Genomic DNA, 12,878 nt, shown 5'->3' on the forward strand with positions numbered 1-12,878 from the left:
CTTGGTGGATGAGGCGGTGGTGGTAGCCGCAGAGCAGTGCCCCGTTGGCGAGGGTGGTGGGTCCGCCGTTGAGCCAGGAACGAATGTGGTGGCCGTGGCACCAGGCGGGTGGGCGGTCGCAGCCGGGGAACGCGCAGCCGCGGTCTCGTAGTTCCAGCAGTTTGCGGAGGCGTCCGGTGAAGAATCTGGTGCCGTCGGAGAGGGCGACTTCGCCGTCGCGGATGCCGAACCAGCTGATCTTGGCGTCGCATGCCCATTCCTGGACGGTGCGGGCGGAGACGTAGGTCCCAGTCCGGAGGAGTCGTCCGAGTCCGGTGCCGTTGACGAGGTTTTCGTCGGTGATGGTGACGACGATGTGCGGTTTCTCCCCACCCTGGGAGGGTGAGGCACCTGCGTTGAGGTAGCGGCGGATGAGTTCGTCGAGCGCTTCGCCTCTGCGTTGGGCGGCGCTTCGGGGGTCCAGCCCGTCCGCGGTGGTGGGAAGTGGTTTGGAGAGTGGCTCGATGGCGGTGCGGAACCGGTCCGCCGCGATCGGGTCGAGCTTCCCGCGGATGTGGGTGCCGGATCCGTCTGGGGCGTCGTACAGCGACAACTCGCACCGACGGGCCGCCTTCGCCTCTTCTTCGGCGAGCTTCTTCGCAAGCACCTTGTCGGCCAGGTCTGGGTCGACAGAGTTCAACACCGCCCTGCCCAGCCCGGCAAGGTCTTTGGGGTCAAACACGCGAGCGTGTTCGACCAGCACCTGTTCGGCCTCGGCCCTGGTTTCCTGTCCGGCTTCTTTCGGCAGGTCGCGGATCGCTTTCGCGATCACCCGAGCGTGGTCGATCGCTGATCTCGCCCGCGTTCAACGCAAGCTGCACCAACGGGAGGCAGTGTCCAGATCGTTCGCCAGACGTACCGCCGCCCGCGCGTGCTCGGGTCGCATCCGCAGCAGCGACGACAACAAGGCGGCCGTGCCGGTCGCCCCGGCTGTGCGGCCGAGGTCCTGCCGGTCGGCCTCGCGGATCACCTGGAGCTGAATAGCCTCGATCTGGGCCTTCAAAGCTTCCAGGTTCATGAGCAGGCCGGTGAGCTCCTCGTGAGGAGTCGACCACAATAGCGCACCCGAGTCCTCAGCGAGACGGGCACGTATCCGCTCCACCAACACCGAGAACCGGTGCCGGCCCACATCCGCCGAGGTCGAATCCATACCCGAACACTAGCGGCGACCACCGACAAAGCCGGTCCCGAAAAGCCAACGGAACAAGGAGGTCCGGAGGTAGTTGAGCCGACCCATTGCCCGTGCGGCAGCTACCCGTACGACATGTACGGCTCGTGTAGCCGCTTGACGAGGGCCTTGGAACGCAGGCCTTCTCGGATCCAGGCAAGTCTGCCGATCGTGGGAAGCATCTCGTGCTCCGCTCGGCTGAGCGGACGGACCGACTCGTAGCCCTCGATGAGGGGCGCTCTCACGGACTGAGGAATGCGGGTGTAGTAGTAGGCGATGTCGTAGGTTCGCCAGCCGTAGCCGCACAGGTCGAAGTCGAACCAGATGATCTGACCGTCTTCGGTGAAGTGGTGATTGAGGGGCTGCACATCGCCATGCACGATTCCCCAGCCTCCGGGCCCGGGGTCAAAGGCACGGATGCGGCGACTGATGTCGGCGACCTGGCTCCTGATGAACGCGACGTCGCTCGGGTCGTCCTGAAGGAGAGAAGGCTCCAACTCGTCGACAAACCTGTCCAGGAGGGTGTGCTCGTCGAGTGTGTAGCGGCTGTGGCCGGGCTCGGGTTGGTACCGATCGGCCGCCAGGTGGATCTCCGCGAGCGTCTGGCCGATCAGGTAAGCCTGTGGCTTCTTAAGGACGTCGGTATGGCCAGGAACGCCCGGCGCCCACGAAAACAGACTGAAACAACGTCGTACGCCGCGGGAGGTGAGCTGACCCAACAGGTCACCGTCACGACGCGGCATTGGCACTGAGACGGGTACACCCTCGGCGTGTAGGTGGCGGAGCAGGCCGAGCTCAAATCTGTAGTCGTTCGGCCCGGAGATGTGCCACCTCTTCGGGCCGTAGACTCGCAACACATAAGGGGTTCCAGCGATGTCGACAGCATAGGTGTCATTTCCGGCCGCTTGCATCAGTCGGCTGCCGCGCGGAAGCCCGAGGTGGTATTCGTTCCTTATCAGACGACGGATCTGGTCCGCGTCGAGCGGAGCTTCGTCCGAACTCATATCGCTGTCACCCTTTCTCCCTGCCGATTGATGTCCCCCCTTCCGCATCCGGTCACTGCCGGAAAAGGGTTGGCGGAGGCGGCACCGGTTGATGCCATGATTGTGCTCATGCCAGACCGCGTCGGGTTCATACCCAGCCAGGAGACAGCAAGCTACCTGATCGAGCGGTATCAGTTGGGCTCCGGGAGCGGCCAGCTGAGCTCGGTGGCTCGAGGCGCGATGGGCCGCATCTGGCGTCTCTCGGCCGCCAGCGGCACCTACGCGGTCAAAGAGATGTTCTGGGGAGCCGACGAGTCCGCGGTAAAGCGCGAGGTCGCCTTCCGTGACGCGGCAGCCGGTGTCGGAGTGGTGTCGCCGGCCAACCTTCGTACGGATGACGCAAGTTACGTCTGCGTGCTCCCACCCGAGTGCGGAGGGGCCCCGGTGCGGATGTTCTCCTGGGTCGACGGTCGCACGATCAGCCCTGACGATCCTCACGTACCACAATGGGTTGGACGCACTCTCGCGCTCCTCCACTCCCTTCGCCATCCGTGTGATGGTGTGGCGCCTGATCCCTGGTACGACCAGGTGCCCGAGCCGGCGCGATGGTACGACCTTCTGGCGCAGGGCGAGGCTGCGAAACAGCCGTGGGCTCACACGTTTGCCGAAAGCACTCCACTTTTGTGTTCCTTGGCGTGCCAGGTGATCCCCGCTGACCCAGCTGGTGCGGTCTTTAGCCACATGGACCTGCAGCCTCAGAATGTCCTGATCGACAGGTCCGGCAACTACATCCTGCTCGACTGGGAGGACGCTGGCCCAGACCTGCCAGATCGAGGGCTGGCCTCCCTCCTTTGTTGTTGGGGTGTCCACGACGGAGTTGTTGACGCGGACCGGGTACGCCAGATCGTGTCGGCCTATCGTCGCGCTGGCGGTTATGCGTCGCTGACTGGGCTCGAATCTTTCAGTCGAAACCTTGCTGGGTTCATCAACTACGTCGCCGCGCAAGCCGCTTTCAGTCTCGAGACCGAGCAGGCGGCTGAGATGCGAGAACACGCTGCGCGCGAGGTGGTGAGCTCGCTCGCGAATCCAGCTCGCATGGAGAGCTTCCGGGAGTTGTTGGATGTCGTCGGGACAGTTGGAGCGATCCGTGACTAACCTCGACGACGCGTTCGTACGATGGTAAGTGGTCGAGGATCCGCTTGCTTACGTCCGCGGCGTACTTGCCCGCGAGGCTGCCGACATCCCGAGCGCTCTCGTACTCAAGCGTGGCTGGTGTCAAGCGGAGGTTGCACCGTCGGCTCTTCGTCCAGACCTGGCCATGCTCGAGTTGCGGGACGTCGTGGTGTCGACAGCGGATCATTGGTAGCCACGCGCCTGAAGTGCATAAAGCTCGGAGTAGTGGCCCTGAGCCGCGACCAGTTGGTGGTGGGTGCCGACTTCGGCGATCGTCCCATGGTCGAGAACCACCACGAGGTCGGCGGCGGCGACGGTGGAGAAGCGGTGGGTGATCAGAAGCGTGATGGCGCCTCGCGACCTGGCCCCGTCGGCCGCTGCGATGTAGCGCTCGAAGAGGCGATGCTCCGTGCTGGCGTCGAGGGCTGCGGTGGGTTCGTCGAGGACAAGGAGGAGCGGCTCGGGACGCATCATGCCGCGCGCGATCGCGAGGCGTTGCCACTGACCGCCCGAAAGATCGACACCCGCCGGCCACGAGCTGCCGAGTTGGGTGTCGAGACCTTGGGGGAGCGTGTGGAGAACGTCTTCGCTCCCGGCGATACCGAGCGCGTCAAGGACAGCTTGTCGGTCGTCAAGCCGTGGCACGTCACCGACACCGACTGTCTGCTGCGCGGTGAGCTCCAGTTTGGCGTAGTCCTGGAACGCTCCGGCTGTGCTGGCTCTCCAGGCGTCGATATCGATGTCAACCAGATCAGTGTTGTCAAGGAGGATGCGCCCGGAGGTGGGTTGATACATGCCGGTAAGGAGCTTGACCAGGGTTGTCTTGCCGGCGCCATTCTCGCCGACAAAGGCGACCACCGATCCGGCCGGGAGATGCAGGCTGACATCGCGGATCGCCGGAGCCGCGCCGCCGGGATAGCTGAAAGTCAGGTGCTCCAGCCGGATCCCGTCCCCGAGTTGGGGCGGCGGCTCTCTCGTGCCACGGTGCACCGTGCGGACCTGGTGTTCGTACTCACGCAGCCAAAGGAAGCTACCGGTGATGCGGGCAATCTGGGTGAAGCTGATGATCGCCCACTGCACCGTCTGGCCGGCGGTTTGCAGGCGTCCGACCAGCATGACCGCCACGACCAGTGCGCCCATGGGAAGCGTACGGCTGAGCGCGTCGCTCACCATCCAGGCAAGGATCGCCGACGCGGTGAGATAGAAGAAGGTGGCGCAGGCTCCTTCGAGAAGGTTGGTACGAACGGCCAGGCGTGCACCGGGGCCCCGCCAGTCGGCCACGGCGGCAGAGAGTTCGCGGCGCATGGTGGCTCGAATACCGAAGACCCGTAGCTCGGCACCCGAACTGGGCGAGGTGCCAAGCTCCAACAGGTGTTTGGCGAGGCGACCGGGTTGAGCGGATGCCTGCTCGGCGGCAGCCTGCCACCGACTCACCCAGCGGGTAGTCGCCAGCATGGGAAGGCCGGCGAGGGCTAGCAGCAGAAGCCGTGGGTCGGCGGTCAAGGCGAGCAGGAGGGTGCCGACAACGGCGAGCAGATTGTTGAACGTGTTCAGTGCGATGTTGAAGGCCCCGCCGAGAGCTTCCTGTCGATCGCGCAGGATCTGAAGCCTGTCCAGGTAATGGGGAGACTCCAGGTGGTCCAGCGTTTTGATGCTTGCCGTGATGCGGGCGATCTCGGTGTCGAACGCGAATCCGACGCGTTCCATCTGGCCGACCCGGGCTGTCGTGCCCGCCAGCTGGAAGATCCACGTGAGACCAATCGATGCTGTGAAGGCGATGACGGCAAGCACCATCTGCCGCGTGTCATGTCGCAGGGCGCCCTCGGCGAACCACGCGAGGTAGAGCGGCTGAAGCAAGCCGATGATCTTGCCGGCGGACTCCAGGAGGCAGACCGCTGTTTGCCCTGGGCTGACGCGAAATGCCATCGCCAGGACGATGCCAATACCGCGGAGGCCTTTCATGGTGTGGGCTCCCCTCCGGCCGTGGCGAAGCGAGTGGCCTGAAGCGTGAACATGCGCGCGTAGGCGCCACCGAGGGCCAGAAGCTCGTCGTGGGTGCCGTCCTCGATGATGCGTCCGCTGCCGAGGTCGTCGTGGCCGAGCACGATGATCCGGTCGGCATGCCGAACGCTGGAGAGACGGTGGCTCACCAGCAGGGTGGTCAATCCGCCTGTCACCTCGAGGAACCGGTCGAACAACGCCGCTTCGGCTCGTACGTCCAGTGCGGCTGTGGGTTCGTCGAGCACGATGACCCCTGCATCGCCCGCGGCAGCGGTCAGAGCGCGGGCGAGGGCGACGCGCTGCCATTGTCCGCCCGACAGGTCTGTGCCTCCGGAGTACTCCGGTGACAGGATCGTGTCCCAGCGGTGTTCGAGGCGGTCGAGGAGTTCGGATCCACCCGCGTCGTTCAGTGCCTTGGAGAGTATGCCGTCATCGTCTTGATGGGCGACGGAGCCCAGCCCGATATTTCTCCGTAGCGAAAGTTGATAGCGGACAAAATCCTGAAAGATCACGGCGATTCTGCGCCGCACAGTGTCATCAGCTGAGGGGTCGCCGCTGTCGATCCGGACAGTGCCATTGTCGGGAGCGTACAAACCGCAGATCAGCTTGATGAGCGTCGACTTTCCTACGCCGTTCTCGCCTACCACGGCGAGCGCCTGTCCGGCCGGCACAGTCAGGGAAAGGTGACTGAACGTGGGTTCCTGCCGGGTTGGATAGGTGAAGGTCACGTCACGAAGCTCGATCGTCGCGGCGCCCGTCGACAACCTCGCAGGGTTGTTGTCTGAGATGTACGCCGGTGCCGTGGACGAAGGTCCCGCGATATCCCGCAGGCCTAGCTCAGTGCGGAGGCGGCCAAGCTCCCATGTCGCGGCGGTGCAGCGTCCGAATGCCATCTGCTCGTCCCCGAGCGGTCCAAAGGCTTCCAACGCCAAGATTGCCTGCATCAGCGTGACGATCGCGGCAAGGGACACAACCCCGGCCGAGGCGTCGCGGGCAAGGAGAGCGAAGACCAGGCCGTTCGCGCCGAGCATGCAGACGGCCGCCACCATCAGGGAGCCAAGACCGCGGTGACGATGACGCCAGACCAGCGCCATCGCGCCTTTCCACGTGGACGAGTAGCGTTCCAGCAGCCATCCCGCCAAGCCGAACAGCCGTACCTCTTTTGCGGCCGCGGCGCCGGTCAGTAGGCCACGTAGATAGCTCGCCCGGCGACGCCGGTCACCCATGACGTCCAGCACGTTGTCATGCTGCCTGTTCACCCACCAGGTAAACACCTGGGAAAGCGCGACGTACGAAGCGGCCACGACGAATGGCGCCCACCACCGCCAGGTCATGAGCACAAGAAAAGAACCGACCGCCGTGAGGCGAGTACGAAGGATTGACCAGGTGAGCTCCACACCCGCGGTGAAGTCCCATTCTCGGGTGGCGCTGATCACGGCCTGGAGGCGCCCGGTGACGGCAGCGTCTTCCAGATGGGCGATCCCGTGCGGAGCCGTACCCGCGTCCATCGCCAGGTCGTAGAAAACCCGAAGATAGCGAGCTGAAATTGTCTGGGACAGCGCCGACATCGCGGCGGCCAGAACCGGACCGGCGACCAGGGTGCCAGCGGTCAGGATCAACCAGAACCAAACCGGGCTTGAGCTTGCCGACGACTCTTCGTCCAGGGCGTTTCGCAGTGAACCGATCAACTGACCGGTAGCGACAATCCCGGCGGTCGTGGCACCGGCCGAGCCGACAGCTAGTCCCAGAGCGGCCAACGAGTGCGCTGGCGCCGACGCCCACAGCAGCCGACCGTAGAGAGCCAGGCGACGAAGCGATTCGAGCGACGGCCCTGAAGTCATGCCAGGAAAGTATCTGTAGACGGTGGCCACTGGCCAACGACTTTGAAAGCGGGTTCATGACCGAGGAGTTTCGCCGCTGATTAGAAGGCGTTGACAAGGAGGACATAGACAGCGGTGCCGATCCCGACGCTCAGGATCGTGCGGCGGCCGAAGGCGAGGTGGGTGCCTACGGTGACAGCGACCGCGAGCAGTGCGTACAACGTCGCCCGGGGTTCGGCGGCGATGGTGCCGTGCAGGGCGGTCACGGCAAGGATCGCGAGTATGCCCACCGGCATCCACACCGACAGCCGCTGCACGATCGCCGAGTCGCGCAGCGTGCGCAGCACCGCGAAGGGGACGGCGCGCAGGGCGAGGGTGATGGTGAAGACGATCGCGAGGACGGCGATGAGATAGGCGGTGCTAGGCATCGGCGGCCTCCTGGGCGGATCGGCGGGCGGCGAGCGCGTGGCGGGCCAGCAGCAGGCCGACGAACAGCAGCAGCGCGGTGAACATCGCGACGCCTGGAGTGAGAACGAGAGCGAAGGCGACGCTCGCCCCGGCGAGCAGCACCGAGGGAATCTCGCGGCGCGAGCGGAACGCGTCCAGGGTGAGTGTGGTGAACAGCGCACACAGGGCGAATTCGAGGCCCTTGATCGGCGCCGGCAGGGCCGAGCCGATGGCGACGCCGACCAGGCCGCCGCCGACCCAGTAGGTCTGGCAGGCGATCTGCATCGCCAGCAGCCGGGGCGCCGAGCGTTCCGCGGCGGGCAATGAGGCGTTGACGGCGTACGCCTCGTCGATCATCGCGTAGACGGCGTACGCCTTCGCCAACGGGTTCTTGACCAGGTGGAGCGGGAAGGAGAAGGCGTAGAAGACGTGCCGGAAGTTGACCACCAGGACGGTCACCGCGACAGCGGCGAGCGGCGTAACGGTGGCCAGCATGCCCACCAGCAGCAACTCCAGGGAGCCCGCGAACGCCGACATGGACAGGGCGGGGGCGAGCCACCAGGGCAGGCCGGCCTGGAGGACCAGGAGGCCGAGGGCGATCCCCAGCGGGAAGATCCCCAGCCCCGCGGAGAAGGAATCGCGTACGCCCGCAGTGATCTGCTGCCGCCGGGTGGCCGGTGCCCGGGCGGGAGCCGGGGCGGCCAGCTGGGTCGGAACGTCGTGCTGCACCCGACCATGGTCTCGCAGAACCCGCGCCATGTGGTTGCAAGTATTGCTTGGTCAGGGGCCGATCGTGCAATGTTTAGGGTATGGATGCGCTAGACCGAGCAATCATCGCTGAGCTGGAGCGCGACGGGCGGCTGACGAACGTGGAGCTGGCCCACCGGGTCGGGCTCACCACCGGGCCGTGCCTGCGGCGCGTCCAGCGGCTGGAGGCCGACGGCGTCATCCGCGGCTACCGAGCCGTCATCGATCCCACCGCCGTGGGCCGATCCTTCGAGGTCCTGATCGACCTCACCCTCGACGCCCAGGACTCGGAGACCGTCGAACGCTTCGAGCAGACCCTGGCGCAAGCTGAGGAGGTCAGGGAGCTGCGCCGGCTGTTCGGCACCCCCGACTACTTCGTACGCGTGGCCGTCGCCGACCTGGCCGCCTACGAGACCTTTCTCAGCCAGCACGTCATGACGATCCCGCGCGTCCGGGGCATCACCTCGCACTTCACGATGAAGAACGTCAAGCCGGCCCCGTAGGCCGAGGCTCGGCCCGGTTTCAGCCACCGAGGTTCGCGACCGTTCGCGGAACGCCGCTGGCGCGGGCGCCACGGGTGGAGGATCGTGGCTTGGCAGCCGGGAAAATCGTCCGGCGCGGGTGCCGTGAGAGGAGCAGCCGCCGCATGTTGAATCCTGAGGTCGCACCAGGAGAATTCACCGAGCTGGACCGTTTCGTATTCGAGTCGTGGGGATATCTGGTGATCCCCGGCGTACTTTCGGCCGCGGAGGCCGAGGAGTGTTACGACGCATCGAAGCGCCTGCACGCGGCGCGGGAGCGGGCGTTCGGGCAGATTGGTCGGGGGTACGAAGTCGAGCCGTGCCTGGAGCGGCTGATCGACCATCCGGCCGTGCTGCCCAAGATCCGTGGACTGTTCGGCGACAGGTTCATCCTGCAGGCCAGCTGGAACACTATGCAGCCGGCGCGTGGCGGGATTGGCGGCTGGCATCAGGATGGGTCCAGCGCGTACAACTTCAACCAGGTGGGATATCCGGTCCCCCTCATCCAGCTGCGCGTGTCGTACCTCCTGACCGACCAGAGCAGGCCGGGCTCGGGCAACATGGAGCTCATTCCGGGCAGCCACCGCAGCCAGGTGCCGCTACCGGACGACGTCCGCGCGCAACGAGGAGATGTGCCGATCGGCCACGTGATCTGTGCGCCGATCGGCTCGGTGCTCGTGTTCCACAACGGCGTCTGGCATCGCACCTTCCGCCACGATGGCGATCAGGATCGCTACACGGCGCACTACGTCTACAGTCCACCCTGGGTCCGGCCCGCCGACCGACTCGCCAACGCGGACGACTTTCTGGAGCGTACGACGCCTATGCGCCGAGCATTGATGGGGGAGTTCGAACGGCCGGACGCGCCGTACGGCGCCAACTACGAGCCGCTGCCGTTCGAATAGGAGTCGAGGGGCCTGGTCGGCACGACTCGCGGGCGGGACCGGCGGGCGAGCCACGCTTAAGATCTCTGCAAGAAGTTCGACCAGGACACGGCGCGAGGATGCTCACATGCCTCAGAACAACAGCTCGCCGGACGATGTCCTCCACCACCAGCTGGGCAACCTTGTGCAGACCTACGCCGCAACCACGAAGGTGCGGGTGGTCTGGGCGTTGATCTTCGCGGTCACCGCCGCGGGTCTCGGGGCCGTCACCGCGGGCATTCTCCAGACAGAGTACGAATGGTGGCACGTGGGGTTGACCGGAATACTCGCGATCGCGGCGTTCGGCATGATGATCGAGCGAACTGTCATCGCGGTCCGGAACAGGCGCGAGGTGGTCCTACTCCACGAGCGAGGTTTCGTTCATCGGGGACCACGCGGAGATGAGGTGTTCGCGTGGGAGGAGATCGATGCCGTCTACCAGGAGGCAAAGCGGTACACAAAGACGTTCGCGGACAACCTGTCGAACGTGGATTACGAACTCACCGTCGATCGCAACGACGGTAAGCGCGTCCTCCTGAAGGAGTTCACCAACGTTCAGCAGTTGAGCACGGCGATTGGTCAGGCGATGACCCGCCGATGGCTGCCGTGGGTGACTGCCCAGCTGGAGGCAGGCGAGAGGGTGAACCTGCATCCGTTCACTGTGACCGCAGACGGGATCGCGTCTGGTGATGCGTTCGTTCCGTGGAGCGACGTCAATGCCAGCTTGCACAACGGGACACTCATCGTGTCGGGATGGAGCGTCAGCATCCCATCGATCCCGAACTTCCTGCTCCTCACGACCGTCATCAACCGGATGACCGCGCTGCACCAGAGGCGGTAATACCGAACTGATCCAGGGATGTCGGTGGACGGGCGAGTGACGCTCCGGCGCGCCGCCCTTCGGCACGCCTTCACGTGCGGTCATCGGGTCACTGCGAAGATTTCTGCACCGTTGTGGGAACCACTTGTGCGTAGGCGAGCAATAAGGGGTGTCCCTGACCGAAAAGCCGAGAGGCCAGAGAATGAGCGATACGAGCCGGACCCCGACGGAGGTCGATGACGCCGCTCTCATCGAGCGGGCCCGGCGAGAGCCTGAGGCGTTTGCCGAGGTGTTCCGTCGCCATGCACCGGAGATCCAGCGGTACGTCACGCGTCGGCTGGGGGCCGACCCGGCCGAGGATGTCGTTGCCGACACCTTCCTGGCGGCGTTCCGCCAGCGGGAGCGGTACGACCTGTCGCGGTCGAGCGCACGTCCGTGGTTGTACGGCATCGCGACCAACCTGATCGCGCGGCACAAGCGCATCGAGGTGCATCAGCTGCGCGTTCTCGAACGTACCGGCACCGATCCGGTGAGTGACCCGTTCACCGAACGCAGCGACGAACGGCTGAGCGCCAGGTCCGTACGGCAGCGTCTCGCGGCCGCGCTGGCGAGCTTGCCCGCGGGCCACCGGGATGCGCTGTTGCTGGTGGCGTGGGGCGGCCTCAGCTATCAGGAGGCCGCCCAGGCACTGGGCGTCCGGATCGGAACTGTGCGCTCACGCGTCAATCGGGCTCGAAACAAAATGCGCAAGGAACTCGGCGGAGTCGATCCCACATCGTCTATTAGTGAGGTGCATGTTCGTGGATGAGATGACTCAGCTCGATCGGCTGCGCTCGGAGATCCCCACTCCAGAACTCTCCGGCGCCGCAGAACGCAGACTGCTGGCCGAGATAGCCACTTCCAGCCAGCCACGCCCTGCCCGTCGGCAGCGCCGCCGAGTAAACCTTGGGTTGGGCCTGGCGAGCGGGCTCGCCGCCGCGGTGACCATGGGAGTTGTGATCACGAACGGTGACTCGGGTGACCCAGGGCAGACTCCCACCGTCCAGCCCTACTCCATGGCGGCCGTGACGCTCCAACGCGCCGCCGACAATACGAGCAAGCAGGAGGAGTTGCACCCGAAACCTGGCCAGTTCCTCGTCTTCGAGTCGCAGACGATGGATCCGGTGGACTCGAACAACGAGAACGGTCACTCCCGTTTTCTCAGTCGCAGCAAGCGTACGGTCTGGCTCCCGGTGGATGGTTCCTCCCTGGATGGGGTCCTATTCATGGAGGTCCTGCCACCGAAGCCCTACCCTGGCTGGCCGCTGCCTCCCGAGGCCAAGCAGGAAGTGGGTACGCGGGGACCGGACCGGCTCGCGGACTTCGACCAACGCGCCGAGTATCTGCGGACGGACTACGCCTACCTGAGTAGCCTGCCGACCGACACGGCCGGGATGCGCAAGCACCTTTACCTGGAGCTGGAGCCCGGTGCCAGGGCTGACTACGAAGCCTGGGATCGGGTCGGCAGCATGCTCGCGGAGGGGTACCTGCCGGCCGCGCAGCGCGCCGCGCTGTTCCGGGCGGCGGCGACGATTCCCGGTGTCGAAACCGTCAAGAAGTCCGAGGATGCCGCCGGCCGTGAGGGCGTGGCGGTGGCCATGGTGTCCACGGAGGCGGGCGAACGGCAGGAGTACATCTTCGATTTGAAGACCTACCAGTACCTCGGTCAACGGACCGTTGTTGTCGATGCCGACAAGGCAGAGGCACCCGTGGGCAGCGTGCTGACGGCGACGGCGCTGCTGAAGGTCAGCGTCGCCGACAGCGCGCCAGTGGTGAACGGCGGCTAACGGAGCGTCGTGTGGGGCGGGCCATCGAAATGATGGCCCGCCCTTCTACGTTCCGGGCGAACAGGACCGAGATCTGCCGGCCCGCATCCGCCGAGGTCGAATCCATGCCCAAACACTAGTGTCCCGCGCCTTTAATTCGTTATCTAATTGTTTGCGTGTTCGGGTGTTCTTGTCGTCGGGCGCGCTGTGATCTGTTGCCATGATTGGCGCATGGGGAAACGTGGACGGCCGAAGGCTGAGCTGGTGTTGACCGATGAGGAGCGGGCGACGTTGCAGGGGTGGGTTCGCCGCCGGAAGACCTCGCAGCAGTTGGCGTTGCGGTCGCGGATCGTGCTGGCGTGCGCGTCGGGTTTGGACAACAGCCAGGTCGCCGACCAGCTCGGGGTGTCACGGCCGATGGTGGGTAAGTG

General features: G+C 65.4%; 14 protein-coding genes and 1 pseudogene. 8 read left to right on the top strand and 7 right to left on the bottom strand.

All coding sequences use genetic code 11. The annotated features are described in order from the left end of the window. The 3 genes from B141_RS52630 to B141_RS50180 all read right to left on the bottom strand — a co-directional run. Positions 1-811, bottom strand: an 811-nt coding sequence (locus B141_RS52630; protein WP_020580379.1) for a DUF222 domain-containing protein, incomplete at its 3' end; no start/stop codon positions are given. A gap of 33 nt (positions 812-844) precedes the next feature. Next, positions 845-1,189 carry a DUF222 domain-containing protein gene (locus tag B141_RS52635; protein WP_026257950.1) on the bottom strand — a complete coding sequence of 115 codons (345 nt, stop codon included), beginning with the start codon at positions 1,187-1,189 and terminating at the stop codon, positions 845-847. Positions 1,190-1,290: 101 nt separating this feature from the next. Beyond that, a complete protein-coding gene (locus B141_RS50180; protein WP_020580381.1) occupies positions 1,291-2,211 on the bottom strand; it encodes a phosphotransferase in 921 nt (306 codons plus the stop codon). A gap of 108 nt (positions 2,212-2,319) precedes the next feature. Here B141_RS50180 and B141_RS45090 point away from each other — a divergent pair, with 108 nt between their 5' ends. After that, a complete protein-coding gene (locus B141_RS45090; RefSeq protein WP_157181607.1) occupies positions 2,320-3,345 on the top strand; it encodes a phosphotransferase enzyme family protein in 1,026 nt (341 codons plus the stop codon). Between the two features lie 28 nt (positions 3,346-3,373). Next, positions 3,374-3,556: a hypothetical protein gene (locus tag B141_RS50185; RefSeq protein ID WP_157181608.1), complete on the top strand. Its 183-nt coding sequence runs from the start codon at positions 3,374-3,376 to the stop codon at positions 3,554-3,556. Here the strand turns inward: B141_RS50185 and B141_RS45095 are convergent. From B141_RS45095 to B141_RS0137910, 4 genes are all read right to left on the bottom strand, one after another. Next, positions 3,547-5,289, bottom strand: coding sequence for an ABC transporter ATP-binding protein (locus B141_RS45095; RefSeq protein WP_237742914.1), 1,743 nt, complete (start codon positions 5,287-5,289; stop codon positions 3,547-3,549). The genes B141_RS50185 and B141_RS45095 overlap by 10 nt on opposite strands. Before the next feature lie 32 nt (positions 5,290-5,321). Then, a complete protein-coding gene (locus B141_RS45100; RefSeq protein ID WP_237742915.1) occupies positions 5,322-6,983 on the bottom strand; it encodes an ATP-binding cassette domain-containing protein in 1,662 nt (553 codons plus the stop codon). 302 nt (positions 6,984-7,285) lie between these two features. Continuing rightward, positions 7,286-7,612 carry a branched-chain amino acid transporter permease gene (locus B141_RS0137905; protein ID WP_020580385.1) on the bottom strand — a complete coding sequence of 109 codons (327 nt, stop codon included), beginning with the start codon at positions 7,610-7,612 and terminating at the stop codon, positions 7,286-7,288. After that, positions 7,605-8,360 (bottom strand): AzlC family ABC transporter permease, encoded by a 756-nt coding sequence (locus B141_RS0137910; protein ID WP_040423389.1) that lies wholly within the window; start codon positions 8,358-8,360, stop codon positions 7,605-7,607. The genes B141_RS0137905 and B141_RS0137910 overlap by 8 nt, the downstream gene beginning before the upstream one ends. Before the next feature lie 80 nt (positions 8,361-8,440). Between B141_RS0137910 and B141_RS0137915 the strand changes: the two genes are divergently transcribed. From B141_RS0137915 to B141_RS0137940, 6 genes and pseudogenes are all read left to right on the top strand, one after another. After that, a complete protein-coding gene (locus tag B141_RS0137915; RefSeq protein ID WP_020580387.1) occupies positions 8,441-8,881 on the top strand; it encodes an Lrp/AsnC family transcriptional regulator in 441 nt (146 codons plus the stop codon). Positions 8,882-9,024: 143 nt separating this feature from the next. Continuing rightward, a complete protein-coding gene (locus B141_RS0137920) occupies positions 9,025-9,804 on the top strand; it encodes a phytanoyl-CoA dioxygenase family protein (RefSeq protein WP_020580388.1) in 780 nt (259 codons plus the stop codon). Between the two features lie 106 nt (positions 9,805-9,910). Then, positions 9,911-10,663 carry a DUF6585 family protein gene (locus B141_RS0137925; RefSeq protein WP_020580389.1) on the top strand — a complete coding sequence of 251 codons (753 nt, stop codon included), beginning with the start codon at positions 9,911-9,913 and terminating at the stop codon, positions 10,661-10,663. 181 nt (positions 10,664-10,844) lie between these two features. Continuing rightward, entirely contained in the window at positions 10,845-11,450 is a 606-nt protein-coding gene (locus tag B141_RS0137930) for an RNA polymerase sigma factor (RefSeq protein ID WP_020580390.1), read from the top strand. 1 nt (position 11,451) lies between these two features. Then, positions 11,452-12,468, top strand: a complete 1,017-nt coding sequence (locus B141_RS0137935; protein ID WP_063828716.1) for a CU044_5270 family protein — start codon at positions 11,452-11,454, stop codon at positions 12,466-12,468. A 210-nt stretch (positions 12,469-12,678) separates the two neighbouring features. Continuing rightward, a pseudogene (locus tag B141_RS0137940) lies at positions 12,679-12,878 on the top strand (IS630 family transposase); the annotation flags it as partial.

Source organism: Actinopolymorpha alba DSM 45243, assembly GCF_000373925.1.
Classification (GTDB): Bacteria; Actinomycetota; Actinomycetes; order Propionibacteriales; family Actinopolymorphaceae; genus Actinopolymorpha; species Actinopolymorpha alba.